At 64.7% G+C, this 25,827-nt stretch carries 29 protein-coding genes; 10 read left to right on the top strand and 19 right to left on the bottom strand.

The genetic code is table 11. The features are described 5' to 3' along the window. Positions 1-21: 21 nt before the first annotated feature. Entirely contained in the window at positions 22-408 is a 387-nt protein-coding gene (locus F3087_RS31000; RefSeq protein ID WP_396897592.1) for a DUF5997 family protein, read from the top strand. A gap of 15 nt (positions 409-423) precedes the next feature. Here F3087_RS31000 and F3087_RS30995 read toward each other — a convergent pair whose 3' ends face one another. From F3087_RS30995 to F3087_RS30980, 4 genes are all read right to left on the bottom strand, one after another. Beyond that, a complete protein-coding gene (locus F3087_RS30995) occupies positions 424-1,659 on the bottom strand; it encodes a hypothetical protein (RefSeq protein WP_223885470.1) in 1,236 nt (411 codons plus the stop codon). Positions 1,660-1,673: 14 nt separating this feature from the next. Further along, on the bottom strand, positions 1,674-2,525 hold the full coding sequence (locus tag F3087_RS30990; RefSeq protein WP_150405606.1) for an inositol monophosphatase family protein: 852 nt from the start codon (positions 2,523-2,525) through the stop codon (positions 1,674-1,676). Between the two features lie 122 nt (positions 2,526-2,647). Continuing rightward, the gene (locus tag F3087_RS30985; protein WP_150405605.1) at positions 2,648-3,289 is read right to left on the bottom strand and encodes a hypothetical protein; all 642 of its coding nucleotides are present in this window, start codon (positions 3,287-3,289) and stop codon (positions 2,648-2,650) included. Next, positions 3,244-3,861, bottom strand: a complete 618-nt coding sequence (locus tag F3087_RS30980; RefSeq protein WP_191094223.1) for a papain-like cysteine protease family protein — start codon at positions 3,859-3,861, stop codon at positions 3,244-3,246. The genes F3087_RS30985 and F3087_RS30980 overlap by 46 nt, the downstream gene beginning before the upstream one ends. A gap of 302 nt (positions 3,862-4,163) precedes the next feature. Here F3087_RS30980 and F3087_RS30975 point away from each other — a divergent pair, with 302 nt between their 5' ends. Together F3087_RS30975 and F3087_RS30970 are read left to right on the top strand one after the other, a co-directional pair. Beyond that, on the top strand, positions 4,164-5,024 hold the full coding sequence (locus tag F3087_RS30975) for a C1 family peptidase (protein WP_150405603.1): 861 nt from the start codon (positions 4,164-4,166) through the stop codon (positions 5,022-5,024). Between the two features lie 391 nt (positions 5,025-5,415). Then, on the top strand, positions 5,416-7,386 hold the full coding sequence (locus tag F3087_RS30970; protein WP_150405602.1) for a glycosyl hydrolase family 18 protein: 1,971 nt from the start codon (positions 5,416-5,418) through the stop codon (positions 7,384-7,386). A 52-nt stretch (positions 7,387-7,438) separates the two neighbouring features. Here F3087_RS30970 and F3087_RS30965 read toward each other — a convergent pair whose 3' ends face one another. Next, positions 7,439-8,860 carry a serine/threonine-protein kinase gene (locus F3087_RS30965; RefSeq protein ID WP_317983942.1) on the bottom strand — a complete coding sequence of 474 codons (1,422 nt, stop codon included), beginning with the start codon at positions 8,858-8,860 and terminating at the stop codon, positions 7,439-7,441. Between the two features lie 338 nt (positions 8,861-9,198). Here F3087_RS30965 and F3087_RS47345 point away from each other — a divergent pair, with 338 nt between their 5' ends. Then, positions 9,199-9,783, top strand: a complete 585-nt coding sequence (locus tag F3087_RS47345) for an FAD-dependent oxidoreductase (RefSeq protein ID WP_150405601.1) — start codon at positions 9,199-9,201, stop codon at positions 9,781-9,783. Between the two features lie 123 nt (positions 9,784-9,906). Next, complete coding sequence (locus F3087_RS30955) at positions 9,907-10,863, top strand: alpha/beta fold hydrolase (protein WP_150405600.1); 957 nt, start codon at positions 9,907-9,909, stop codon at positions 10,861-10,863. Between the two features lie 50 nt (positions 10,864-10,913). Here the strand turns inward: F3087_RS30955 and F3087_RS30950 are convergent, their stop codons facing one another. From F3087_RS30950 to F3087_RS30940, 3 genes are all read right to left on the bottom strand, one after another. Beyond that, positions 10,914-11,204, bottom strand: coding sequence for a hypothetical protein (locus F3087_RS30950; RefSeq protein ID WP_150405599.1), 291 nt, complete (start codon positions 11,202-11,204; stop codon positions 10,914-10,916). 246 nt (positions 11,205-11,450) lie between these two features. Beyond that, on the bottom strand, positions 11,451-11,735 hold the full coding sequence (locus F3087_RS30945) for a hypothetical protein (protein ID WP_150405598.1): 285 nt from the start codon (positions 11,733-11,735) through the stop codon (positions 11,451-11,453). A gap of 248 nt (positions 11,736-11,983) precedes the next feature. Beyond that, entirely contained in the window at positions 11,984-12,721 is a 738-nt protein-coding gene (locus F3087_RS30940) for a MerR family transcriptional regulator (protein ID WP_150405597.1), read from the bottom strand. A gap of 62 nt (positions 12,722-12,783) precedes the next feature. Between F3087_RS30940 and F3087_RS30935 the strand changes: the two genes are divergently transcribed. Next, entirely contained in the window at positions 12,784-13,257 is a 474-nt protein-coding gene (locus F3087_RS30935) for a DUF6194 family protein (RefSeq protein ID WP_150405596.1), read from the top strand. A gap of 265 nt (positions 13,258-13,522) precedes the next feature. Then, a complete protein-coding gene (locus tag F3087_RS30930; protein WP_223885469.1) occupies positions 13,523-14,173 on the top strand; it encodes a hypothetical protein in 651 nt (216 codons plus the stop codon). Positions 14,174-14,389: 216 nt separating this feature from the next. Here F3087_RS30930 and F3087_RS30925 read toward each other — a convergent pair whose 3' ends face one another. From F3087_RS30925 to F3087_RS46800, 4 genes are all read right to left on the bottom strand, one after another. Beyond that, a complete protein-coding gene (locus F3087_RS30925; protein ID WP_150405594.1) occupies positions 14,390-14,950 on the bottom strand; it encodes a PIN domain-containing protein in 561 nt (186 codons plus the stop codon). Then, positions 14,950-15,426: a helix-turn-helix domain-containing protein gene (locus F3087_RS30920; RefSeq protein ID WP_150405593.1), complete on the bottom strand. Its 477-nt coding sequence runs from the start codon at positions 15,424-15,426 to the stop codon at positions 14,950-14,952. The genes F3087_RS30925 and F3087_RS30920 overlap by 1 nt, the downstream gene beginning before the upstream one ends. Before the next feature lie 87 nt (positions 15,427-15,513). Then, positions 15,514-16,428, bottom strand: a complete 915-nt coding sequence (locus F3087_RS30915; RefSeq protein ID WP_150405592.1) for a hypothetical protein — start codon at positions 16,426-16,428, stop codon at positions 15,514-15,516. 109 nt (positions 16,429-16,537) lie between these two features. Beyond that, positions 16,538-16,999 (bottom strand): Rv3235 family protein, encoded by a 462-nt coding sequence (locus F3087_RS46800; RefSeq protein ID WP_223885468.1) that lies wholly within the window; start codon positions 16,997-16,999, stop codon positions 16,538-16,540. A 479-nt stretch (positions 17,000-17,478) separates the two neighbouring features. On the opposite strand from F3087_RS46800, the gene F3087_RS30905 reads away from it, so the two are divergent. Further along, positions 17,479-18,279 (top strand): SAM-dependent methyltransferase, encoded by an 801-nt coding sequence (locus F3087_RS30905; protein ID WP_223885467.1) that lies wholly within the window; start codon positions 17,479-17,481, stop codon positions 18,277-18,279. 70 nt (positions 18,280-18,349) lie between these two features. Here F3087_RS30905 and F3087_RS30900 read toward each other — a convergent pair whose 3' ends face one another. After that, entirely contained in the window at positions 18,350-19,177 is an 828-nt protein-coding gene (locus F3087_RS30900) for a helix-turn-helix domain-containing protein (RefSeq protein WP_223885466.1), read from the bottom strand. A 145-nt stretch (positions 19,178-19,322) separates the two neighbouring features. Further along, positions 19,323-19,556 carry a DUF397 domain-containing protein gene (locus F3087_RS30895; protein WP_150405678.1) on the bottom strand — a complete coding sequence of 78 codons (234 nt, stop codon included), beginning with the start codon at positions 19,554-19,556 and terminating at the stop codon, positions 19,323-19,325. Positions 19,557-20,072: 516 nt separating this feature from the next. On the opposite strand from F3087_RS30895, the gene F3087_RS30890 reads away from it, so the two are divergent. Beyond that, positions 20,073-20,393 (top strand): hypothetical protein, encoded by a 321-nt coding sequence (locus tag F3087_RS30890; RefSeq protein WP_150405588.1) that lies wholly within the window; start codon positions 20,073-20,075, stop codon positions 20,391-20,393. Between the two features lie 107 nt (positions 20,394-20,500). Here F3087_RS30890 and rlmN read toward each other — a convergent pair whose 3' ends face one another. Beyond that, a complete protein-coding gene (rlmN, locus tag F3087_RS30885; RefSeq protein ID WP_150405587.1) occupies positions 20,501-21,610 on the bottom strand; it encodes a 23S rRNA (adenine(2503)-C(2))-methyltransferase RlmN in 1,110 nt (369 codons plus the stop codon). Between the two features lie 125 nt (positions 21,611-21,735). Here rlmN and F3087_RS30880 point away from each other — a divergent pair, with 125 nt between their 5' ends. Continuing rightward, positions 21,736-22,110 carry a LapA family protein gene (locus tag F3087_RS30880; protein WP_191094222.1) on the top strand — a complete coding sequence of 125 codons (375 nt, stop codon included), beginning with the start codon at positions 21,736-21,738 and terminating at the stop codon, positions 22,108-22,110. 47 nt (positions 22,111-22,157) lie between these two features. On the opposite strand, the gene F3087_RS30875 is transcribed toward F3087_RS30880, so the two are convergent. The 4 genes from F3087_RS30875 to tsf form a co-directional block, all read right to left on the bottom strand. Continuing rightward, positions 22,158-23,114 (bottom strand): phosphatidate cytidylyltransferase, encoded by a 957-nt coding sequence (locus F3087_RS30875; RefSeq protein ID WP_375904421.1) that lies wholly within the window; start codon positions 23,112-23,114, stop codon positions 22,158-22,160. A gap of 222 nt (positions 23,115-23,336) precedes the next feature. Further along, complete coding sequence (frr, locus tag F3087_RS30870; protein ID WP_150405675.1) at positions 23,337-23,894, bottom strand: ribosome recycling factor; 558 nt, start codon at positions 23,892-23,894, stop codon at positions 23,337-23,339. A gap of 50 nt (positions 23,895-23,944) precedes the next feature. Continuing rightward, positions 23,945-24,673 carry a UMP kinase gene (gene pyrH / locus F3087_RS30865; RefSeq protein WP_150405586.1) on the bottom strand — a complete coding sequence of 243 codons (729 nt, stop codon included), beginning with the start codon at positions 24,671-24,673 and terminating at the stop codon, positions 23,945-23,947. 253 nt (positions 24,674-24,926) lie between these two features. Next, positions 24,927-25,751 carry a translation elongation factor Ts gene (gene tsf, locus F3087_RS30860; protein WP_150405585.1) on the bottom strand — a complete coding sequence of 275 codons (825 nt, stop codon included), beginning with the start codon at positions 25,749-25,751 and terminating at the stop codon, positions 24,927-24,929. Positions 25,752-25,827: the final 76 nt, after the last annotated feature.

The following is a 25,827-nucleotide window of genomic DNA, read 5'->3' as shown; positions in this document are numbered from 1 at the left end:
CCGGACCCGAACCCTCAGCTGATGAAGCCCCTGACCGCAGCCAACAAGCTCGGCATCTACCTCCCCGCGGCCCCCGAATCCTTCCGCAACACCCCGCTCTCCCGCGCCGACCTCGACGCCCTCCGCACCAACCCCCCGGAGTGGCTCACCGAACTCCGCCGCACCGGCCCCTTCCCCCGCGACGTCACCGCCCGCAAACTCGGCGTCTCCAACTCCGGCCTCTCCCGCGCCGAAGTCTCCGACGCCCTGACCGCCGACGAAATCGCCACCCTCCTCGCCGACCCCCCACAATGGTTGATCCGCGAGCGCGAAAACTACGCCGAGGTCGTCAAGGAAAACGAGCGAATCGCCACCAAGGAAGCCGAGCGCCGCGCCGCCACCAACCGCCCCGCCAAGAACCGCACGTAGCGTTTCCCGCTGGCCTCACATACCGCTGACGAACTCGCGGTAGAGAAACTTCTGGTGCAGGCTCTCCAAGGTTCCGGAATACCGCCGGAAGGGAACCATGGCGAGCCGAAGCGGCCGGGTGATCGGTATCCCCGGCCCGACCAGCTCCGCGACCGATGCGGCGGCCTCGATCAGGGTGGTCTCCGTCTCGTTCGGTTCGGCCGATTCGAGACCCAATCGTCTGAGTAGTTGATCGCGGACGCCTTCCACGTCGAGTTCTAGGCGACGCGCTTCTTCTTCGGTGTCGCAGCGAGACAGCGCTCGACGGAAATCGACTGCACGCGAGCGGTATTCGTCGATGCGGCCGCAGATCATCTGCAGCCATCGCTCATCGGTAAACCGTCCGCGGTCGCGCAGTGACCACAATCGCCCGCCCAGCAGCGGCAATTGGTATTCCAGCATTTGCAGGCGACGCCCCTGCCGGGCCCCGGCGACCTTGCGAATCTCACTGGGTATCCCGCGGACCGCCGAAATCACTTCCTCGATCGCGCTCTCCGCGACGCCATCGTCGAAGAGGTCGAACATCACCGAGAAGTCGCGGCGCAACGGATGTGGAGTGTAGGCAACACTTTTCACCTTCGCCCGCGCCGAGTAGCGCAGCGATCGCACCAGTGTCGCGATCAGCCACAGCTGTTGTTCGCTGTCCGCGATCAAACTACGGAATTGTCCCTCCATAGCGAACGACGACGCACGCGCCCATTGGCCGAACGGGTCGAGTTCCACTCCATCGGCGCCGCTGATCCGGGCGCGGTGATGACCTTCGATCCGCACGTTCTCCCACTGGTAGTCCGCCCAAGCCGCGATATTCGCCAACATCCGTTGCCCACCGCCGCGCTCCTGCACCTCGCGATCGGCGCGGCGGGTCTTGTCGATGAACCGCAGCATGGTCTCGACGCCGGTGGTTTTGAGCGTCTCCATAGCGGTGTGCTCGGCGGTGACCAAGGCTGCCTCTTCACCGGGGTCGATCGACATCGGCACGGCGATTCGCAGATCGAAGAGATGGCGAAGGATTCGAGGAAAGTCGCCGTAGTCGGCAGGAATCGGGTTCAGCTTGGTCGGGTGCGGGACGAGCACCTCATCGAAGTAGATCAGTGACTGGACGAGTTCCGCATAGCACTGCTGCGCAAAGGGATCGCGAGGCCGGGATGGGGAGCTGTGATTTTGGGAGAGGATGAACTCCTCGGCGCTGATGAACGTCGTGATGTCCACCATGACACGATTCGACATCAACCACTCCGGGACTCGGCGAGCAACTCGACGAACCAACGCACGCAATTCGGGTCGCCGGCAATCGTTTCGGGGAAGATCGGCTCGCGTTGGTTCAAGAACTCCTCGGCGAGCGGCAATGGGGTGATCCCGCGGCCATCGGTGGCTGTGCGACCCATCGCTGTCGCCAGTCCGATGCCTGCGACTCCGTCCCATACTTTCTGGTTGGGGCGATAGAACAGGTCGAACTGGGATTCCGGAGCCTGCGTCCAGGCGGACAGGTCGACACAGGTTCTGACCATGTCGAGGGTTTGGGATGTGGTGCGGATCTTCATGAGGCAACCGGCGTCGGCGAGATCGATTTCGAACTTCCGGGCGCTGGCGTTCTTGCTTCGTGTCACCGACGCGCGTCTCGGTGACATTGTCGGACTGAGAGGCTTGGCCGTCTGGCCGTTCACCGTGACTTCTCCCGACCAGTGAATCGTTATCGGTGAGCGGTCGACGCCCAATTCGGGAGCGAGAACGTAGGCCGCAGTCGGTACGCCGCCTTCGAGAAGGCATACGACACTGCAGAATTCGCGTCCGTGAGGTGCGACGAACTCGCTCGTGCCGTCGATCGGATCGATGATCCAGGTCGGCTCACCCGCACTGGGTAACTCCGCCTCGTCTTCTTCCGCAACGAATCGCGACCCGGGGAAATGCCGCCCGATGGTCTCGATGATGGCCGTCTGGGTGGCGAGGTCGGCCTCGGACAGCAGCGTGTTGTCAGCTTTCGTGTCGACCTGTAGCGACGCGAGATTACGACGGTATCGGCGGAGCAACGGCAGCAGCTGCTCGTCCAGTGCCTTCCACAACGATCCGACGTCCCGCAACGCGCCCTCCCCGCACAGTGTTGTCCGTCGAGCGTAGCGGCTCTCGACGTCTCTGAGGTCGTAACCTGCGGGTCCGATTCAGTTCTCCAGCACCCGAGACACAGTCGGATCCCTCGTCTGCCTCACCGCGATGTCAGCCATTGTTTGAACTGGTTCGAGTCGAACTCTTTTCCGTTCAGGGTGGGGTTTGTGCTGGATGAGATTGTGGTGATTCGGGTTTGGGTCCAGGCGAACCAGGTGTGGGTGGGGTAGTCGAGGAGGAGGCGGGCGTTGGTGGGGAGGGATTGGGCGGCTTGGGATTCTTCGGTTCCGGTGGCGATGGCTTGGGGGGTATGGGGTGGGGTTGGGGTTAGTTGGATTGTGTCGGGGGTGGTTCGGGGGGTGATTGTTGCGGGGACGGCGATGTAGGAGGGGGTGCCGGCGTTTTGCAGGGGGGATCGGGGGTCGGTCGCGAAATTCGGGTTGGTTGCGTAGATCAGGATTTGGGTGCCGTTGCGGTGGAGTGGGTGTGGGGTTTCGGTGGTGAGGGGTGGGTGCTGGGATCGGAGGAATGAAGCGGCCAGTCGGGTTGCCTCGGGGGAATCGAGGATTCGATCGATCGTTTCGGCGTCGGGGGTGGGTGCCCAGCTGGTGTCGGCGATTGCCGGGGTGTGGGGTGCTGCGGCGCAACCGGAAATTGCCAGTGCGGCGGCGAGCAAGAGTGCTGCGGTGGGCCGGCTCATTTCTTTTTCGATATTCCGTAATCTTCGCCGAACCAAGCCCATTCGGGGTTTTGGGTATATGACGTGAGGGTCCGGGTGACGATTCGCTGGGACGTCGGCCAGGGGTCGCCGTAGGTCACGGTGCCGTTGTCTGCGTCGTAGCCGTACATGACCTGGGCGTGCCCGCCGCCCGCGGTCCAGGCTATTCCGGTGAGGATGGGCCGATTAGCCGAGATCTCGGCGGCGATTCTGGTCATGGAGAACGGGGAACCGACCGATGCGTTGAAGCCGATCTTCTGGAATGCGGCGGCGATCTCCTCGAGCGAGGCGCTCTCGTTGGCACACTGTTTACCCTGCGCGGTGGCGTGCACGAGTTTGCAGTAGTCGGCCTGCGCGATTCGGTGACCGAGGTAGGTGGATATCGCGGCACCGTCTGCGGCCCAGCACCATTGATTCCACTCCTGCACTTGTTGCGCGTAGGGAAGTGTTTTCGCGCCGACGACGGCAACCCGGGGTTCGATGACGCCGGGTAGCCCGTGGGTGACCTTCAGTCCGGTCGGGCGCGCGGTGAAATCCTTTCCAGGAGAGAGCGGTTCGGCGATGGACGCACCATGGCCGAACAACAGGATCACCACTGTCGCGGCGATTGTCCAGGCATGAAGTTTTCTTCGCGGCAGCACGAGGGCACCCACTTTCGGGTTGCTGAATTTCAGGAAAAACTACGCCGCGACTTCCGACAGCAGCAAGTGGGGAACGTCCCCAATCCGAAACACGATAACAACACCCAATGCTGTTGCCGCACTGATGTTTTGCGAGGAGCATTCGCAAGTAGCAACGGAGAGCCCGGGCTGTTCAACAGTTCAACAATTTCGGCGTCCGATGCACATCGGGCAACTGCCCTAAATCGACAAAACGGACAAATCAACCAGGAGTTGTCATGCGTTATTCAATTCTGCCTGCCGCAGTGGCATTCGCGGTGGGTATCGGACTCGTCTCGGTGGGAATCGCCCAAGCCGATCCGCCCACCGCGGGCCCCGAACTCAAGCACCATTCCTTCGGCTTCGATGTGCAAGCGGCGAAGGCCAATCAGGACAAAGACACCAGCACCGGTTTCGCGCTGCCGGTGCGGGTCGGCTCCGCCGTCGCGCCGCCGTCCTACTCGCTCAAGCAGTTCGCGGCGCCGGCCGGCGACCAGGGGCCGGTCGGGTCGTGTGTGGCCTGGGCGACCGGTTACACCGGCTACGGCGTGCTGATGAACGAGCAGGGCATCACCGGCGGCCCGATGGCCCCGATGTACATCTACGCGCAGATCGCGAAGGGCAATGACCAGGGCACCTGGGCGGGCGTCGCGCTACCGATGGAGCGCAGCCAGGGCATCGACACCAAATCCCACTACTGGCAGGGCGATTTCGACTACACCACCCAGCCCGATGCGTCGGAGCGCGCGAATGCCGCGCACTACAAGCTTTCCGGCGCACAGGATCTGGATTCCGGCGATCGCGTGACCAACATCAAGAATGCGATCTCGGCCGGTCTGCCGGTCCCGATCGGATTCGAGGTCAGGCAGAGCTTCATGAACCTGAGCAAGAGCAACTCCCGCTACAACCCGTCGCGCAACGAGCGCACGGTCGGTGGCCATGAGGTGACGATCGTCGGATACGACCAGAATGGCGTCACCATCCAGAATTCCTGGGGAGCGAGTTGGGGTGACAACGGATTCTTCACCGCGCCGTGGTCCTTCATCACCGGCGGCGACGTCGATGAAATTCACTCGATGGGACGACTTGTCACCGGATGATCTATCACGTCATGTGTAGTGCGAAGTCCTGATTCCTGCCGGCCGCGCCGCCGGCCGGAATCAGGCATTTTCCGACGATTGCACCTCCTGCAATCTGCGCCGCGTCTACCCCTTCGGAACTGGGGAAAAACGGCGCTGACCAGCCGCGCTCCCCACTCTGGCACTGGGGATGCGGACGTCGCCGAACATGTCATGATTCAAACGGTTGGCCGGACTCGGCGGCACCCCCATCGGCCGGGTCAACCATCAGCACAATATATTTCGGTTCTCGTTCGCCTACGATCTTCGGGCCATCGCCGCGCGCACAGAAATGTCGCGGTGAACGATTCGCTGACCTTTATGCGATTCCGTTCATCGGGGACCGATCCAACGTCCCCATAGGGAGGACCCCATGCGAACGGCGAAATCTACCGGGCTCGTCGCAATGGTCGCGAGTCTATTGATCGGCATAGCCGCGGTGTTGGTGGGATTCACCAACGCACCGGCCCAGACCGCGGCCGCGGCTCCCCCGACGTCCGGCGGTGTCAAAATCGGCTACTACAACCAATGGTCGGTCTACGAAAACGCCTTCTACCTCAAGAACGTCGACACCTCGGGGATGGCGGGCAAGCTCGACTACATGATGTACGCGTTCGCGAACATCCATCCCACCGATCTGACCTGCTTCGAGGCGAACAAGGCGGCCAGCCAGGACGAGAACAACCCGAATGCCGGTGACGGCGCGGGTGATTCGTTCGCCGACTACGGCAAGTCATTCGGCGCGGGGATCAGCGTCGACGGCACCGCCGACGCCTGGAACGACCCGATCGTCGGCAACTTCAAGCAGATCAAGCAGCTGAAGGCGAAGCACCCGAACCTCAAGGTGCTCTTGTCGATCGGCGGCTGGACGTACTCGAAGTTCTTCTCCGACATCTCCGCGACCGATGCCTCGCGCAAGAAGTTCGCGTCCTCGTGCATCGACATGTTCATCAAGGGCAACCTGCCCAAGGCCGACGGTTACGGCGGCCCGGGCACCGGCAAGGGCGTGTTCGACGGTCTCGACCTGGACTGGGAGTATCCCGGTGGCGGCGGCCATCTCGGCAACCACGCCTCACCGGCCGACCGGGCCAACTTCACCTTGCTGACCGCCGAGTTGCGCAAGCAGCTGGACGCGCAAGGCCTGGTGGACAACAAGCGCTACTCGCTGACCGCGGCCGTGGCAGCGGGACAGGACAAGATCCGCAACTACGAGACCGACAAGCTCGGCAACTACCTCGACCTGGTCAACGTCATGACCTATGACATGCACGGCGCGTGGGATGCCAAGGGCCCGACCAACTTCCAGGATCCGATCTACAGTCGGCCGGACGACCCGATGAACCCGGTGCCGCCGGGCAACGCGAAGTACAACATCGATGAGGCGATCACCGCGTGGACCACGGGTGACAGTTCCTACGGCATCCCCGGTGGTTTCCCGCCGACCAAGCTGACCATCGGCTATCCGTTCTACTACCGCGGCTGGACGGGTGTGCAGCCCGGCAACAAGAATGGGCTGTTCCAACCCGCCACGGGTCCGGCGCCGGGCGGACCGTCCTCCGGCAACGTCCCTGGCATCCGGATGTACAAGGAACTGGCCGGCGTCGTCGACAATCCGTCCCGCACGTTCTACGACCCGGTAGCGCAGGCCGCCTACTTCTACGACGGCACCAACTTCTGGGGCGGCGACTCGCTGCAATCCATCCAGGCCAAGTCGGATTACCTGCACTGCAAGGGACTCGGCGGCGCGATGATGTACTCGCTGGAGAACCTGGACGCGGCCTCGACACTGTTCAACCAGGTGGTCAAGACCGTGAACGGCAGCGCCTCCACGTGCACGCCGCCGACCACCACACCGACGACTCCGCCCACCTCCACGACGACGACCACGACAACCACCACCACGACAGTTCCGCCGACCACGACAACCACCACGCCACCCACCGGAAACGGTGTGGTCAACGGTGATTTCGAAGCCGGCTCACTGTCCCCGTGGTCCTGCGCGGGCAACCTCGGCACCCTCGTCACCAGCCCGGTGCACGGCGGCAAGGGCGCCCTCACCGCGGCGGCGAGCAGCGGCGATACCGCCCAGTGCGCGCAGGAGATCACCGTCGAGCCGAATCGCGCGTACACGCTGTCTGCGTGGGTGAACGGCAACTACGTCTACCTCGGCGTCACCGGTTCGGGCACCACCGACACGTCCACCTGGACGCCGGGTACCGGCGGTGCGTACCAGCAACTTTCGACCAAGTTCAGCACCGGTGCCTCGACCACGAAGGTCACCGTATGGGTGCACGGCTGGTACGGCCAAGGGTCGTACAGCGTGGATGACATCACGCTGAAGTAGAAAGCTGGAAGGTGAAGGTGGGCTTCGTTTTACGAGGCCCACCTTTGCCGTGTCACAGTTCGCTGCCGTCCAGCGGCCGGTGCGCGAGCCACCGCGCGGTCGAATGCGAGGTCGCGCACCACAGTGCGGTGAGTGAAAACACCGGCACCGGACCGAAAATCGCCAGACCGGAGTAGTCGCGGTCGATGAGCACCGCGCCTACCGCAGCCAAGCCGGCGAGTGTGACGATCGCCGAACCGATTGCGACTGCCAGCCTTCCGCCGCGTTTTCGAAACAGTAGTGCCAAGGCCCCGCCGATCAGCAGCGCCGATAGTGCGGTGACAGCGGCCGCTATGGCGATCATTTCCGTCGCCGCGTCGGTGCCATGCCCGCTGGTCAACTCGATCACCGCGCCGACCGCGGGCACTTCGGCGATCAGGCCGAACAGCAACGCAAGGACAGCGGCGGTCTTGGCTGTGCGACCCGACGGCGGTGGCGGATCGGCCACCGGCGACATCTGTCCCGGATACACCGATGCCCCAACCGGATTCGAGTGTTGATTCAGCATCGTCGGAGCAGTGCGGCGTCGTGGATCGATGTCGACGGCGGGGGACGGCTCGGGTCGCGTGTTGTACACGGTCGGTGCCGTCCGATACCCCGTGACAACAGGTCGGCCGGACAACGCGTCTCTCGCCGCTTCCGCGAATTCGCTACAGCTGGCGAATCTTTCGTGCCGTTGCTTGGCCATCGCGCGGCCGATGACCTCGTCGAGCGATGCCGGTAGGTCGGGTCGTCGCTCGCTGAGCCGTGGGACCGGTTTGGTGATGTGCCCGGCGACGATTTGACCCGGGTTGGTTGCGGGGTAAGGGGTCTGTCCGGCCAGCAAGGTGAAGAGCGTGCAGGCCAGTGAATATTGGTCGGCGCGATGATCCACTTGTTCGCCGGACAATTGTTCCGGCGACGCGTAAGCGAGGGTGGCGGTGAATGTTCCGGTGGCGGTCAGCTTGGTGTCGGCGTCGAGCAACCGGGCGATACCGAAATCGGTGAGGATCGCGCGCGGCCCATGCCCGGATTTCGATTCGGCGAGCAGGATGTTCGCGGGCTTGATGTCCCGATGCAGGACTCCGCGGCCATGGGCATAGTCGAGCGCGTCCGCCGTGTCTGCGACAATCTGCACGACGTGTCCCGGAGGCGCCGCACGGGGATCCAGCCGCGCGGCATCGGTGCCGGCGATGTACTGCATGGAGATCCAGAGGTGCCCGTCCTGGGTGCCGCGGTCATACACCCCGACGATTCCGGGATGATCCAGGCGCGCAACAACATTGGCTTCCAATTCGAAGCGCCGCCGCAATTCCTCGTCCTCGGACACCGCGCGGTTCAGCAGCTTGAGCGCGACCAGGCGCGGCAGCCGCGGATGCCGGGCCCGATAAACCGTACCCATCCCGCCTTGGCCGAGCACACCCTCGACGAGATAACCGGCGAACGAGTCCCCCACCCCAAGCACCACGCCCCCTTCCCATCGAGCATTCGGATCGAGGCAGCATAACCCGTGTCCGATTCGGGGTGGCCGAACTGATCATGGACTATCCAGAATGCTTGTTCCTCGAATCACTCGCTCCTGGGACCGTCCGCTGAGGGCAAGCCGTCGAGTCGGTCATCGACCGCTCGACCCTGTGGTTTCGCGATGGCACAACCCAGGAGTTCGATCTCGTCATCGGCGCGGACGGCGCCTGGTCACGGGTCCGGCCGGCGCTGTCCGCCGCTGTCCCCACGCGCACCGGCAGCACCCTCATCGAAACCTTCCTCGACGACGCCGACACCCGTCACCCCGCGTTGGCACGACTGATCGGCGACGGCACGCTCATCGCCAAGTCCGGCCGCACAATGCTGTCCGCGCAACGCAACAGCGGCGGCCACATCCGCGTCTATGCCGGGTTGCAGATTCCGCACGACTGGTACATCGCCGCGGGTCTGGAACTCGAAGACACTACGGCCGTGCGGGAGTACCTGCTGACCGCGTTCGACGGCTGGCACGACCGCCTGCTCGACCTATTCCGTTGCAGCGATGGCGGATTCGTCAACCGTCCGCTGTTCGTCCTGCCCGTCGGACACACCTGGGACCACCACCCCGGCCGCACGCTGCTCGGCGACGCCGCCCACCTCATGCCCCCGTTCGGCATCGGCGCCAACCTTGCCATGCTCGACGGCACCGACCTCGCCGCGGCCATCGCCACCCACCCCACCCTCGATGACGCGGTCCGCGCGTACGAATCCGTCATGCTGCCCCGCTCCACCGCGGCCGCCCAGGCCTGCGCCGACCTGGACCGGATCATGGCCTCGGGCGAGCCGATCGACGTCGACGGAGTGCGCAGACACCTCAACGAACGACTCCTGCGACCGCAGGTGGAACGCTCGTGACGCCACCCTGGGTGGTGATCTGCTCCACCTCGGTGGCCGGGGCTCAGCACTCGGGGTCCTGATGTCGGCGGCCGGGATGCCGGAAAGTTGGACGTGTCACCGCCAGCGAATCCGGAGCCTCCGATGCCGAACTCCAGCACCCTCGTCACCTCGGCCGAACGCCGTGCCACGGTTTCGACCGAAGACGGTGTGGCGCTGGCGGTTCGCGAATACGGGCCGCGCAACGCGGAGCTCACTGTCGTCCTCCTGCACGGACATTGCTTGCGCACCGAGTCCTGGACCTACGTGCGGGACGCGCTGCTTCGCCAGTACAGCGGGGCTCGGGTGGTCTGCTACGACCATCGGGGTCATGGCGATTCGGCCGCGGCAGCTCGGCAGACCTACAATCTCGAGCAGCTCGGCCACGATCTGCGCGACGTGCTCGATTCCGTCGCCCCCAGAGGTCCGGTTATTCTCGTCGGTCACTCGATGGGCGGCATGGCCGTGCTCACCTACGTCGGTCAGCGGCCGCACGAAATCGGTTCGCGGATAGTCGGTGTCGGGCTCATCGCGACGGCGGCGAGCGGGCTGGCCGACGCGGGGTTCGGACGGCTGCTGCGTAACCCGGTCGTTTCGGTGTTCCAGGCGGCGGTGCGGCGGGCTCCGGTGCTGATGCAGCACGCGAAGCTGTTGGCCTGCAAGGTTTTCGCCCCGGTCATCCGGATGGCGGAGTTCGGCGATCGCAAGGTCAGTCCGCGGGTGCTCGCGCTGGCCAACGCGATGCACAACGAGACGCCGATCGTCACCATGGCGAGTTTCTTGAGCGGCTTCATGAGCTACGACCGGACCGACGCGCTCGCGGTGCTGTCGAAGATCCCGACGCTGGTGCTGTGCGGTTCCGCCGACCTGATGACGCCGGCTTCGCATTCCGTCGCGATGGCTGCCGCGGTCGAGTACGCGGATTTCGTCATGGTCGAGGGCGCAGGGCATTCGGTGATCATGGAGCAGCCCGGGCGGGTGGCCGAGGCTGTCGCTCGTCTGCTGACGCGCGCGGGTGGTACCGGTCAGCGCCGGGTCGCCCACCTCACGCTCGTCGCATAGAACGGACGCGTGGCCACAGCTGTGGCCACGCGTCCGTTAGACGTTCGGGTCTAGGAGTACTTGCCCTGCAACGCAATTACGAAGCCGCCGGCGCCGTTGGCGTCCGTTCCGGTGTCGAGGACCTTGTCGTCCAGGAACGCGGCGGCCTCCCGATCCAGGAAGATTCGCGAGCCCTCGGCGGTTAGGACCTGGTCTTGCTCGGCCGGAATGGCGGCCACTTCGAGCTGTAGGGTTTCGGCGCCGTCCGCGGTGGAGATGCGTAGACCGGCCTCATCCGGCGCGCCTTCCGCGGACGTGATGTTGCGGACGACCTCGATGGCGGTGGGGGTGAGCATCAGCATGTATTCGTTCCTTCCCGCTGTCGTGGCAGCCCGCCAAGTGCTGGCGAGCTGCGGTTCCGCCGACCGGCCGTCTGCGCGATATCCGCGCCGACGACCAGTATCGGCGTTCTCCAAGGGGTAGCCACATGCTGCTTCGCGAAACTACTTTTCTCGGCGTGATGGCTGTTCACGCTGGTCAGAGGCGAATTGTGACGCTTACCGCATCCGTTCAGCTAGCGGTCAGCGGCCGGAGCTGACAATCGCGCGCTACGCGGAGCGATTACCGGAACCGCCCAGCGACTTGGCCCACTGGAACACCAGCAGCACCGGCAGGATGAACGCCTGGAAGAACATCCAGTACGAGCCGCCTTCGAAGAGGAAGGCGAGATAGATGCCGTAGCCCACGAACAGGGTGCCGAAGACGGCGTTGAGGATTTGGCCCACATTGCCCTGGGATTTAGCGAAGGACAAGGCGAGCATCGCCAAGCCGCTCACCAGCAGTAGGACCACGTACCACGAGAACTGCGGGTCGGCGTCGAAGTCGAGATTCACGGATTTCCCCCATCAACGTTTTTGTCGAACACAGAGTTCGGCGCTGCCGAACGGCCCCCCCGAACGTGCGAATCGTGCCACTGCCGTTGAGCGACCGCAAGTTGTGGGAGCGCGATATCGCCGGTGTCGATCGAATTCCGTGAATTTTCAACTCTTTTCAGCTACGGAGCACCGACTGCGCGGGCGGGCCCGAAGTTGCCGCGGGGCAGGCACCGTTGGCGGACGCTCCATGCCCCGAGCCGTGGATCTTATTGCGTCGATTCGATTTTCGCGGCGAGCGAAACTACCGCGCGCAGTTCCGCAGCGGCGTCGAGGAACGCGGCGGAGCGGGTGGCGATACTGGCGTCGCGGGCGGCGAGGGCGGAGTGCAGGTCTTCGGATCGGTTTACGCTCCGCAAGTCCGGCATCACAGTGCGTAGGTGCGCGATCGGGTAGCCCGCTTTTCGGAGTTGATGGACGATGCGGGCGTCGCGGACCTGATTCGGCGGGTAGTGCCGGGCTCCCTGTTGCGTGTGGTTGCGCTCCGGGATGACCAAACCTTCTGCGTCCCAATGCCGCAACGTCGAGGGGCGGATGCCGAGCGCGTCGGCCAGTTCGGCGATGCTCATCGAGTCGGAGCTGTGCACGTCATCGATCGGTTCGAGGGAGATCGACGCTGCGGCCTGCTTGGCGTGTCCGAGTTCGATTCGCTCGGTGTGCAACCGTGCGTGTGCCGCGTCGAGTAAGGCCAGAGCGTCGGGGATCGGGCCGTTGTGGAACGCTCGAAGGATCCGCTTGGCCTCGGTCGGGCCCGCGCCGGCCGCGAGTGCTCGATAGGCCAGCGCCGAGTGCAGGTGGATGTCCCCGTAGATCCGGTGACCGGTCGCGGTGCGCGTCGCTGGCGGCAACACGCCGGCCCGTTCGAGATTGCGTACCTGCTGGACCGAGTAGCCCGCGGATCGTGCGATGTCGACCGTGCGCTTCATCTGCGATTTGAGGTTTGTCAATCAAATCTCCTCGTGAATGCATGCCAAGTCCACACAAGCACTTGAATGAGACGCTGGAACCTATGACCATAGACGAGATCATCGACTTCGTGGCCGGCCTCGACGGCGTTCTCACCCTCAGCCCAACCGCGGGAACCGAATGGCCGGAGATCAGCTGGGGCGACACCTTCTTCTACTACTCCCCCGATGGAGTGGTCCCCACCAAGACCCAGCCCTTCGCGACGATCGTCACGAAGGACTACCCCGGTGAACCGAGCTCGGATCTGAACCGCCCCAACGCTTTCCGAGTCAACATCGCCGCCGGGAAAGAAGCGTTCATCGAATGGACCGGCCACCCACCACGACAGCAGGCCATCGACGTGGACTACAGCGTCACCGACACCGTCCTCCCGCACCCCACCTACAGCTCCGCCGGCTGGCTCGCCGTGGTCGATCCCGGCACCCGTACCGGGACAACGACACGTGAGCTGCTCCACACGGCCTACGACCGCGCCCGTTCCCGCTACGAGCGCCATTCCGGATCGGAGTCGCGCTGAACAGACCGAGTTGGACACGCCGGCATGCCCGCTCAGCAGCCTTGATGTGCCTCAGCTAACACTCAGCTAGTCTTGCCTCGCGCGACTCGCCGACTTACCTTTGAGGCATATCTTCATGCGGGATAGCTATCGTCAGCGGGACCGCGAGGCGTCCATGACGTCCCGCGACTTGTCCGACAACCCCGTTCTGATGCGCGGTGCCGCCGTGCCAGCAGGCCGAATCGAAGGCAGTGTGCGCATGAATGTTTCGACCAAATTCGTTGCCGTGTCAGTGTTGACGGCAGCGATCGTGGCAGGTTCGCTGAGCACGGCACAGGCCGACCCCGAGCCGGCCGGCCTGCACTACACCGCGCAGGCCCTCGGCGGCTCGATGGTCTTCTCCACCGACTCCGGCTCCCTCGACACCGCCGACGACAAGCTCGAGATCCGCGACGACAGCGGTAACCTGATGGCGGCGTTCCCGCTCGGCTACTACCGGGACAACCAGCGTTTTCCGATCGCCGCCCGAATCGACGGCAACACCGCGACATTGACGCCGAGCGTGGACCCCGCCAGCGCGACACCGGCGCCCGGCACCACCGACCAGTTGAACGACATCGCCCTGGACCCGATGTCCCCCGCCTTCGGCGCCGCACTGTCGACCTTCTCCACCATCGTCGGCATCGGCACCGCACTGGGCACGATCATCGGCACCCTCGTCGGCGCCACCCTCGGCTGCCTGCTCGGCGGCCTCCTCGTCGGCGGCGCCGCCACCATCCCCACCTTCGGCGCCCTCACCATCCCCGGCTTCCTCGGCGGCTGCATAGTCACCGCCATCCCCGGCGCCGCCCTAGGCGCAATCGTCGGCACCATCGTCTTCGGCGTCCCCGCAATCATCATCGGCGGGATCTTCCTCGGTGGAGCATTGGCCGGTTAAGCCAGCTCGGGCACGCAGAAACCGAATGCGGCTCACGGTCATCGCACTCGTAAGGCGGTAATACGCCAGCCATCGGCGCGATGCGGGCGATGCGGGCGGCGAGCGCGAAACGACGGTGGCCTCGGGCGTAAGCGGCGAAGAGCTCTATTGCGGAATCGTCGATCATTGCGACGTGTGATGCGTGCGTGGGCGGCCGCTGACAGGTTGGCAGACCGATCAGTCGAGACGGCGACGAACCTCCGCTGCGAAGCCCGAGACGCCGGAGCGATCAAGCACATCGAGAAGTCCCTCGATGTGCTTGGGTGGCCGCTTGTGCTCGGCCACTTGTTTACGCAGCAGCCGGATTACCTGCCCAGGAGCCAAGTCCAATACGTCCAACAGGAATTCGTCGGGGTGCAACAACTCCGGAAAGCCGTCACCGATAGGCCGCACCTTGAAGTCTCTGAGATTGAAAGTGAGCAGCACATCCGCGTTCCCTTGCAATGCCGCAGCCAGGACGTGCCGGTCCTTCGGATGATTCTCCATCCTCTCGACGAGCTCTTCGTACCCGCTGACCATTGCATCCGGGAAGAATCCCGTCAGAGTGCCGATCAAGCGATCGACCTGCATCGACGTGGTCTCATCATTACCGTTTCGGACTGCGAGATTCCGTCTGAGTTCCGCCAGAATCTCAGCAGACCATAGCGGCTGAACCAGATCGGCCTCCGCCAGACGCAGCACGCAGTCGCGCAAATGGCCCGGATACAGAACGCAGGTGTCGAGAAAGACTCGTTGCATCAGTCATGCCGTCGCAGCGGTTCCGACGGAACATCGTCATAGAGTTCTAGGTCCTCAGAGATCCTCGTCAACTCGGACAGACCGGCAGCTCGCTCGGCGCGCCGATACTCACGAAACGCCAGCACGTCAGAGAGGCGAACACGACGATGCCGACCCGGGCGGGTGAACGGGATTTCCTCGGCATCCAGCAGTTTCACAAAGGTTGGCCTGCTCATTCCCAGAAGTTCGGCCGCTTCCTGCGTCGTCAGCGTGGTGTGCAGCGGGGCGACCGTTACTGCTTTACCTTCGGCGAGGGCCAGCGCCAACAGCCGAAGGCCCTCGAAGAGCTCGGCGGGCAAGGCCACTACCTCGCCCTGCGCCGACCGCAGGATGGTTGCTTCGACAGGTGCCGGCGTCGAGTCAAGGAACCGCCGAACCTCGGCAAGCTGGTCCGGGTGCTCAGGCAAGAGCGTGCGCTCACTCAGCGTATCGGTCACAACAGCCTCCCTCGTAGGTATCCATTGTGCCCTATTTTCGAATAAATCGAAAACAGCCAGGTGAGGGGACTGATTGCGATCCCGTGCTCAGGGTGCCGAGCGGAGGGCGGCTCTGGCGATTGCTTCGCGGGTGTCGTTCAACTCGGTTGGTGAGAGTTCGATGGGGCGGTGGGTGAAGGCGTTGTCTTCGATGGTGGTCGGTGCTTGGCCCGCCGAGCGGGTGAGATCTTGGAGCCAGTCCGTCATGTTCAGCAGGGCCGCTGAGGCTTCGGTGCCCGCGTCTAGCAGCTGGTGCTGCTCGAAACTTTCGGAGAGGGACTGGAACGCCTTCATCACGTCTGCGGGTGGACCCGGGTCGGTCATGGTCAGTATCTTGGCCATCCGGTTGTTCCAGTTTTCCCAGCGCCAATCGCGCCAGTGCTCGGCGATCGCATCCAGGACACTGGAATTGTTGTCGAATGCCCACCAGGCACCGCACTTCTGCGCGGGGTCGAGATGGAGGCCGTAGGGCGGCAGGGTGGGCAAACGGTCGGCCCGCTTCCAACCCGCGATGACCTCGACCAGTGCAGGTCCCTGCTCCAGTAAATGCATCAAATCGATGGCGGGCGTGTACAACCGGGGCTTGCCGGGAGCAACAACCGTGACAATGCATTGCGGCCAACGCCCGGTGCAATAGTCGATCAGGTCCCGTTCTTGGAATTCTGCCCATTGGATAGACCAATTCGGCCAGGTTTCCCGCATCGTCTCGAAGACAGCGCAGCGAATCGCGTCTTCCTTACACGCGCTGGAGTGCCACAACAACATCCGGCTGTCGACATCGATCACCGCCACCGCTTCGAGGTCGTAAATCCAGTTCTCGACCTCTTCCTGCGCAGTAGCGAACCGCAATGCGCTCAGCGCTCCCGGCAAAAGATCCAGGTGTAACGCTCGAGCACCCCAATGGGTATAGAACTTCCGTTGTGTCCCTGCGTCGATGACTACGATCTCAGCTCGCGACCCCATGCGAGCACACTAAGCGCCCAGCCACTCAATCCAGTTGCGAATGAACCTGTTCTAAACGGGAGCATCGGGACGGCGGCCGGACTGCGGTTCGATGCATGGTGAAATGCGGTCACAGCACTCGGAGGGCGGTCATGCGCCAGTGATCGGCGCGGGTGCGGGCGATGTGTGCGGCGAGGGCGAAATGGCGGTGGCCTCGGTCGTACGCGGCGCACAGTTCCGCGGCGTCACTGTTGACCATCACTACGTTGACTCGGGTCAGTACTGCGGTGCCTAATGCGCGGCCGGGCACGTAATCGCCCGCGACCAAGGTGCGAATCGCTGAGACCACCGGCGGTTCTGCTATGGCGTCGAGGTGGGCGATCGGTCGGCGGTGATCGAGAACCTCAAGGGCGATTCGTAACGCTCCGTGAGCGAATTCCCTTGCCGCGCTGTCTGGTTCGGCGATCGACGGTGACCCGATGTACCCAGCGTGCAGCAGGCGACGCGGACCTGATCTTCCTGACCGCCGAGACTGCTCGTCGCGCAGTGCCGGTCGATGATCGCCGGACGGCCAACTCGCAGACGAGGCCACCCCCGCACATTGCCGAAGAGCAGCCCCTGCAGTTTCGGTACTCGGCGCTGCCGGTGGCGCCACAAAGCTATCCACGTCATATCCCCCTCGGTTCCCGTCGCGTCCCCCGCGATCGCGACAGCATTCCACGCACACCGAACCCTGTCCACCAACCAAGCGACCACTCTTGTCAGGTCCCGCCCCTGGGCCGAAAGGTCATGAATCCCACGTCATGTTCGGGCGTTCTTCCAGCTTGTGCGCTGACGCGTCGCACTCCCCTCTCCGTCGGCACCGCCGGCAGGCAATCACGGATTGTCAGGTACCAACTCCCGACCGCGCGCACCGTGCATGGGATCAGACGTACCGCCTGCACCCGAAAAATTCGCGGCAGGCATCCAATCCCTTGCTAATGTTGTTGAGCAGCAGCATGATCGGTTGCGGACTACCAACTGTGGTGCCCGATCGCGAACCGCTGGGTCATACGTCGAGAGAGGTGGATTGTGGCCAATCCCGAAGTGCCCGAAGGGATCGACCTGGGCAGGCCCAGCATCGCGCGGGCCTACGACGCAGTGTTGGGCGGCAAGGACAACTACGACGTCGATCAAGAAGTGGCTGATCGACTTCGGGAGACCATGCCCCAGATCGGCGAACTCGCTTGGTACAACCGGGCAATCCTCGGCCGCGGTGTGCGGTACCTGACCGGCGAGGCCGGGATCCGGCAGTTCCTGGATCTCGGTGCGGGATTGCCGACCATGGAGAACACCCACCAGGTCGCCCAGCGCGTCGACCCGCAAGCACGGGTGGTCTATGTCGACATCGACCCGATCGTGTTGGCGCACGGGCGAGCTCTGCTGGCCACCAATGGACTCACCGACGTGGAAACTGCTGATCTGCGCGACTCGGCGGCGGTGCTGGGCGCACCCCGCGTCCGGAAACTGATCGACTTCACCGAGCCGGTGGCGGTGATGCTGGTGGGCATGCTGCATCACCTGCACGACGACGAGGACCCGAAGGGCATCGTCGACGCGTACATGAGTGCGGTGCCGTCGGGAAGCTACCTGTTCCTGACCCATTTCTGCGATTCGGGTCCCGAGGCCCGCGAGCTCGAGAAGACGTTCCTCACCTTCCTCGGCACCGGCCGCTTCCGCACGCACGACGAAGTCGCAGCGTTGTTCGCCGGCCTCGAAATGGTCGACCCCGGCTTGGTTTACCTGCCGCAGTGGCGCCCGGACCGCATCGTCCGCGATAAGCTGACCATCGCCGAACGCCTCATGATCGGCGCAATCGCTCGCAAACCCTGACTCCGGCCGCGTTACCCAGCGCACCGCGCGTCCAACACGCGGTGCGTGCCACCGATCGTCGACGCCGGAGTTACGGCAGGGCTTCGAGGAGTTTGTTCAGCACGGTCGCCGTCTCCTCCGGCGGCCGGGCATAGGCCGCACTCAGGACATCCATCAGCTGCCGGTAGTGCTGCAGATCCGATCTCTTGTCCAGATAGAGTGCGCCGGTGAGCTGTTCGAGGTAGACGATGTCGGGCAGCTCGGATTCGGGGAAGCGAAGCATGCTGAACGAGCCGCCTTCGGCCGGAGTCGGACCTGCCGTCTCCGGCAACACCTGCAGCGTGATGTTCGGCCGCTCGATCAGTTCGAGCAGATGCTCCAGCTGATCGCGGGCAATTCGCGGATCCGGAGGTTGCCGGCGCAGCACGTGCTCGTCGACGACCGCCCACACCGACGGTGCGTCCGGTTCGCGAGTCAGGATCCGCTGCCGTCGCATCCGCATGTCGACCAGGCGCTGCGCTTCCTGCGCCGAGTCGAGACCGAAGATGTATCGGGCGTAGTCGGCAGTCTGGAAAAGGCCTGGGATGTAATGGGTTTCGTAGATTCGGATCCGCTGGGCGGCCTGCTCCAGGCCGACGTAGGTCTCGAACCATGAGGGGAGCACGTCACTGTAGCGGTGCCACCAGCCGGGCTGGTTCGCCTGCTGGGCCAAGTCCAGAAAGCGCTCACGCTCGTCCAGGTCGAGCACGCCGTACAAGGTGAGCAAGTCCCCCATGTCGCGTTCTTTGAACCCGGTCTGCCCCAGCTCCATCCGCGTGATCTTGGTTTCGGACGCCCGCAACGCCTCGCCGGCGACGCGCCGACTGATATTGCGCTCTTCCCGAAGCTTGCGCAGTTGGCCGCCGAGCGCGATCCGCAAAACCGTTGGGCCCCTTGCAGCTGAAAGTTCCGCTACCGCAGGATTTGCATGTTCCGGCCTGACTGCCATCAAGTCGTCTCCGATGTTGTATCGCCGCCGATGTGCGTGGGGAGCCACGTCCCAGTAGCCACACCAACGAAATACTTTACCGCATCAGGCCATCGAAGCACCCGTTCTTGATCGCCCCGACGAACGCATCGAACTCCGCACGGGCGAACGTCAGCACCGCTCCCCGTGGGTGCCGCGAATTGCGCACTCCGATCCGATCTGCCGAAAGCTGTGCCACCTCAACGCAATTGCCGTGCGGGCCACTGTATGAACTCTTCCGCCAGACGATTTCGCTCGAAGGTAGCTCGTGCGCCGCAATTCTCTCCGACATGACACTCTCGACTTTCTGGTTAACGCCGCTCACCAATCAATGTACACGCCAACGCACGTGCAGATGTACGTGCGTTCGCAGCTGCAGGCGCAGGTGCCGTTGCATCTGCGCGCCAGGTCTGAAACACTGTGATCGCCCAATAGCCCCGTTCGGGGCATGCAGCGTGAGCAGCCGAACGCTGTTGCACCACAGAAGGACACGCATGGATCGTCTCGACGAACAGGCGGCCGAATCGCCTCCTGCCCCGGAGACCGATGTCGATCCGCTGGTGCGCTGCCGCCGAGTGGTAGTGCCGGCGCATCCCCGAGCGTGGCCGAGCCACTCCGAGCGCGAGAACTGCGCCACTTATGCTGGCGGACAAGCGAATTCGGATTCCGCATCGACAAACACGAAGGCCTCGACCGGCCGGTCGAGTGCCTGCGCGCTGGCGCCCCGCAGGTCGGCGCACGAATCTTCCCGATGCCGGGGTGGCGTTTCCCCCGGCATCGGGAAGCATCACCGCCGAGGGGAATTGCGATGAGACGCAGAGGGCTACGCACGACCACAACGGCCGATGGCCGCAAAGCCGCTGACTGGCAGCTGATTCGGCGCCGACCCTGGATTCTGCGGATAACGCTGTTCAGTGACCCCGGCCCCGCCGTCGAATGGCCGGACAAGCCGCTGCCGCTGGCCCAGCCCGGAACGATCGTCTTCGACAGCGACACATCCTCGCTGGATCTCGCCGACGCGCGCGAGAAGCTGCCGCAGCATCAAGACTTGTGGAACGCCGTGCAGCACGAGTTCTGGACAACCCTGTTCGATTCCAGCGAGCTCCACGCGGCCGCTGGCGACGCGTAGTGAATCCGGCTGTAGCAGAAACTGTTCCGCGCCACGGGATGATCATCGGTATCGCGAATCTGCGCCTATCAGGCTGATCGTCGCCCTACTAAACCCCGAACCGGGAACTACCCTTCGGCTGCCAACTGTCCGCAGGCGGCGGCGATTTCTTGGCCGCGGGTGTCGCGGACGGTGCACGGAACACCCTGCGCATTGACGCGCCGGACGAACTCCGCCTCAACGGGTTTCGGGCTGGCGTCCCACTTGCTGCCAGGAGTGGGGTTCAGCGGAATCACGTTGACATGCACGCGCGAACCCAGCGCCTTGTGCAGTTTCTGGCCGAGCATGTCCGCGCGCCAAGGCTGGTCGTTGATGTCGCGGATCAGCGCGTACTCGATGGACACGCGGCGACCGGATTTGTCGGCGTAGTAGCGGGCGGCGTCGAGGACTTCGGCGATCGGCCAGCGGTTGTTGACCGGGACCAAGGTGTCACGGAGTTCGTCGTCGGGGGTGTGCAGGGAGACGGCGAGGGTGACGGAGAGGTCTTCGTCGGCCAGTTTGCGGATCGCAGGAGCCAAGCCGACGGTGGAGACGACGACGTTGCGCTGGGAGATACCGAAACCGTCCGGCGACGGGGAGGTGATGCGGCGAACCGCGGCGACCACCCGCTTGTAGTTGGCCAGGGGTTCACCCATGCCCATGAAGACGATGTTGGACAGTCGGCCGGGGCCGCCGGCGACCTCACCATCGCGCATCGCAGCCGCCGCGGCGCGCACCTGATCAACGATCTCAGCGGTAGACAGGTTACGGTTCAACCCACCCTGGCCGGTCGCACAGAACGGGCACGCCATCCCGCAACCCGCCTGGCTGGAGATGCAGAGGGTAGCGCGGTCCGGGTAGCGCATGAGCACGCTCTCCAGCAGGGTGCCGTCACCCGCACGCCACAACGTCTTCCGCGTCTCGCCCGCATCGCACGCGACGTGCTTGACCACCGACATGAGCGGCGGGAACAGCGCCTCGCCGATCTTTTCGCGCACCGGCGCGGGCAGATCCGTCATCAGTTCCGGGTCGGCCTGCAGCCTGCCGTAGTACTGGCGGGCGATTTGGTCGGCGCGGAACTTGGGCAGTCCCAGCTCCTCGACGGCCGCCCGCCTGCCCTCGGCGTCGAGGTCGGCGAGGTGCCGGGGCGGCATGCCACGGCGCGGAGCATCGAAAACGAGGGGCAGGGAGACGGTCATAGTTCCGCCATTCTCCCATCTGGGCGAATGTGCCGCACACCCGCCCGTGCTCCGGGGGCCCGACATGACCAGTTCGTTGCAAGGAAATACGTGTAACTGCCATAGCAGTGGGCAATGATCGGGATATGTCCACCAATGCTGACCACCTGTCGGATCCCGATCCAGCCTTCCCGGACGAGCCGATGACCAAGACTCCCCCGGCGACCAACCCGCCCGCCGCCACCGCCCCGCCTGCCGCCCCCGCCGCCAAGCATCGCCAGTCACTGTCCTCCCGGGCCGGCAACACCTGGGTCGGGCTGATCGCGGGCGCACTGATCCTGATCGTCCTGCTGGTCTTCATCCTGCAGAACCTCGACCAGGTCCAGGTCGGCCTCTTCTTCTGGCACTTCTCCCTGCCCCTCGGCGTCGCAGTCCTGCTGTCGGTGATCGGCGGCGCACTGGTAATGGCCCTCGTCGGCGGCGTCCGCATCCTCCAACTGCGCCGCGCCGCGAAGAAGTAGGCGTAGCGAGGTCCGAATTCGCGCCGAGTAGCCGGGGTGTGGGCTGGTCAGAGGAGGGTGGAGAGGACCAGCCAGGAGACGAAGGCGGAGGGGAGCATGGAGTCGAGGCGGTCCATGATGCCGCCGTGGCCGGGGAGCAGGGTGCCCATGTCCTTGATGCCGAGTTCGCGCTTGATCTGGGATTCGATCAGGTCGCCGCAGGTGGCGACGAGGACGAGGCCGACGCCGAGGACGACGCCGATCATCGAGTTGGCGTCGAGCAGCAAAGTGACGGTGAGCAGGCCGCCGATGACGCTGAAGACGAGCGAGCCGCCGAAACCCTCCCAGGACTTCTTCGGGCTGATCGACGGCACCATCGGATGCCTGCCGAACAACACCCCGGCGACATAACCGCCGACGTCGGAGCAGACGACCAGGATCATGAAGGTCAGCACCCGCAGGTTGCCGTCGGGTTCGAGCAGCAGCAGCGTCGCGAACGAGGCGAGCAGCGGGATCCAGGCCAGGGTGAAGATGGCAATGGCGGTGTCGCGCAGGAAGTTTCGCGGCGCGGTTTGCAGCCCGTGGTCGAAGAGCCGCCACACCATGCAGGTCAGCGCGGTCGCGGCGAACGCGCCCGCGACACCGCTCGCGCCGTACGGCCAGCCGAGCCAGAACACGGCCTGACCACCGACAATGAGCGGAATCCGGGGCACCAGGACGTCGGCCTCGCGAAGCCGCTTGGCGACCTCCCAGGTGGCGACGCCCACCGCGACGCCGACAACACCGATGAACACCTTCGGCACGAACAGCAGAATCGCGATCAGGGACAACCCGAGCCCGAACCCGACGGCGAGCGCAGCGGGCAGGTTCCGTCCCGCACGCGAACCGGTCGGCGGGGTCGCGGCGAGCACCGCGTTCGGACCGTGCGCCTCCGGGTCGTGCTCGGCCGCCGAGACGGCCGGAACCGTCTGCGCGGTCGCGGCCGACGCCCACGCGGCACCGTCGGCGGCCGGAGCGTCGTGCACGGACGCCGCAGCCGAGGCTAACGGCTCGTGACCCGATGCTCCCGCATCGCGCACGTGCTCCTGCCTCGTATCAGCTGTGCCGTTCACCGGCCTCGGCTCCTCAGCCGCACCGGTCGCGGCGGCGTTCTCGGCCACGATTGTCCCGTCGCTCAACTCGTCGTTCCGTTCGTCCCCCGCCCGGGCGGGCCTGCTGCGTCGATCGGCGGCGCGCCGCCGGCGGCGTCAGACCTCGAGCAGTTCAGCTTCTTTGTGTTTGACCAGTTCGTCGATCTGGCCGACATATCTGGCGGTGGTCTTGTCGAGGTCCTTCTCGGCACGCCCGACCTCGTCCTCACCCGCCTCTCCATCCTTCTGGATGCGCGAGAGTTCGTCCATGGCTTTGCGGCGGACATTGCGGATCGACACCTTGGCGTCCTCCCCCTTGCCCTTGGCCTGCTTGGCCAGCTCGCGGCGACGCTCCTCGGTCAGCTGCGGCACCGAAATGCGAATGATGTCACCGTTGTTGGTGGGGTTGACGCCGAGATCGGAGTTGCGGATCGCGGTTTCGATCGCGCCGAGCTGCGCCTGCTCGTACGGCTTGATCACGACCATGCGCGGCTCCGGCACCGTGATGCTGGACATCTGGGTAATGGGGGTCAGCGAGCCGTAGTAGTCCACGACGATCCGAGTGAACATCCCCGGGTTGGCGCGTCCGGTGCGGATGCCCGCGAGATCGTCCTTCGCTACCGTGACAGCCTTTTCCATCTTCTCCTCGGCGTCGAAGAGCGCTTCTTCAATCACGACCGTTTCCTCCACAGCGTCGTCATCGTCATGATCCGCGGGTCGCGGGGTCAGGACCGAACCAATGTGCCGATCTTCTCACCGGCGACCGCTCGGGCGATATTGCCCTTGGTCAACAAATTGAACACCAGCATCGGCATCTGGTTGTCCATACAGAGGCTGAAGGCCGTCGCGTCGGCGACCTTGAGCCCCTTCTCGATGACCTCTTTGTGGGTGATCTCGGAGTACATGGTGGCGTCTTCGTCGACCTTGGGATCGGCGGTGAACACGCCGTCGACCGCCTTGGCCATCAGCACCACCTCGGCGCCGATCTCCAGGGCGCGCTGGGCGGCCGTGGTGTCGGTGGAGAAGTAGGGCATGCCCATGCCGGCCCCGAAGATGACCACGCGGCCCTTCTCCAGGTGACGCTTGGCGCGCAGCGGCAGGTACGGCTCGGCGACCTGACCCATGGTGATCGCGGTCTGCACCCGGGTCTCGATCCCCTGCTTCTGCAAAAAGTCTTGCAGCGCAAGGCTGTTCATCACGGTGCCGAGCATGCCCATGTAGTCCGAGCGGGCGCGTTCCATGCCGCGCTCCTCCAGCTCGGCGCCGCGGAAGAAGTTGCCGCCGCCGATCACCACGGCCACCTGCACGCCGGTCGCGACGACCTCGGCGATCTGCTCGGCGACCGTCTCCACCACGTCGGGGTCGAGCCCGACACGGCCGCCGCCGAACATCTCGCCACCTAGCTTGAGAAGCACCCGGCGATATCCTGGGCGATCGATCCCCGGGTCCGTCATGGGTGTTCTTCTCCTTCGGCGGTCAACGTTGTTCTCGGCAGGCAAGTGCGTCACAGAATTCGGCAGCTCGGAAAGGCTCCTCAACACGGAGCGGCCCCTATCCTGCCCTATGCGTGTTCTGCGGCATAAGAAGACCCCCCGTCAACCGGCAAATCGGTCGACAGGGGGTCTGCTCGCTATGGTGCTGTGAGTGCGGCTAGACCCGGTCCCGCGGGTGCGCACCGGCCTCGGCCGGAGCGCTCGCGGGGCGCGATCAGTTGGCGCCGACCTCGAAGCGGGCGAAGCGGGTCACGGTGACCCCGGCCTCGTCCAGCAGGGCCTTGACGGTCTTCTTCGAATCAGTGACCGACGACTGCTCGAGCAGCACGACGTCCTTGAAGAAGCCGTTGACCCGGCCCTCGGTGATCTTCGGCAGCGCGGCTTCGGGCTTGCCCTCTTCGCGCGCGGTCTGCTCGGCGATGCGGCGCTCGTTCTCCACGATGTCGGCCGGAACCTCGTCGCGGGTCACGTACTTCGCCTTGAGCGCGGCAACCTGCATGGCGGCGGCACGCGCGGCGTCGGCCGCCGCGTCACCCTCGCCCTGGTACTCGATCAGCACGCCGACAGCCGGCGGCAGATCCGAGGCACGCTTGTGCAGGTAGGTGGCGACCGGGCCGTCGAGCGAGATGACGCGACGCAGCTCGAGCTTCTCGCCGATCTTCGCGGCGAGCGCCTGCACGGCCTCGTCGGCGGTCTGGCCGCCGAGGTCGATGGCCTTGAGCGCGTCCAGGTCGGCGGGCTTGGCAGCCGCGGCGGCAGCCACGATCTGGTCGGCCAGCGCCTGGAACTCCGCGTTCTTCGCGACGAAGTCGGTCTCGGAGTTGATCTCGACCATGACGCCGCCCTTGGCGGTGACCAGGCCCTCGGCGGTGGTGCGCTCGGCACGCTTGCCGACGTCCTTGGCGCCCTTGATGCGCAGGATCTCGACGGCCTTCTCGAAATCGCCGTCGGTCTCGGCCAGCGCGTTCTTACAGTCCATCATCCCGGAGCCGGTGAGCTCCCGGAGCCGCTTCACGTCGGCGGCGGTGTAGTTCGCCATCGGTGGCGAGCCTCCTTCGGAGAAAGTGCTTGAGTACTGGGCAGCGGTGATCACCATCGCACGCGTTGGTGATCAC

Source organism: Nocardia colli (genome assembly GCF_008704205.1).
In the GTDB taxonomy this organism is placed as follows: domain Bacteria; phylum Actinomycetota; class Actinomycetes; order Mycobacteriales; family Mycobacteriaceae; genus Nocardia; species Nocardia colli.
This window is presented reverse-complemented; position numbering and strand designations above follow the sequence as displayed.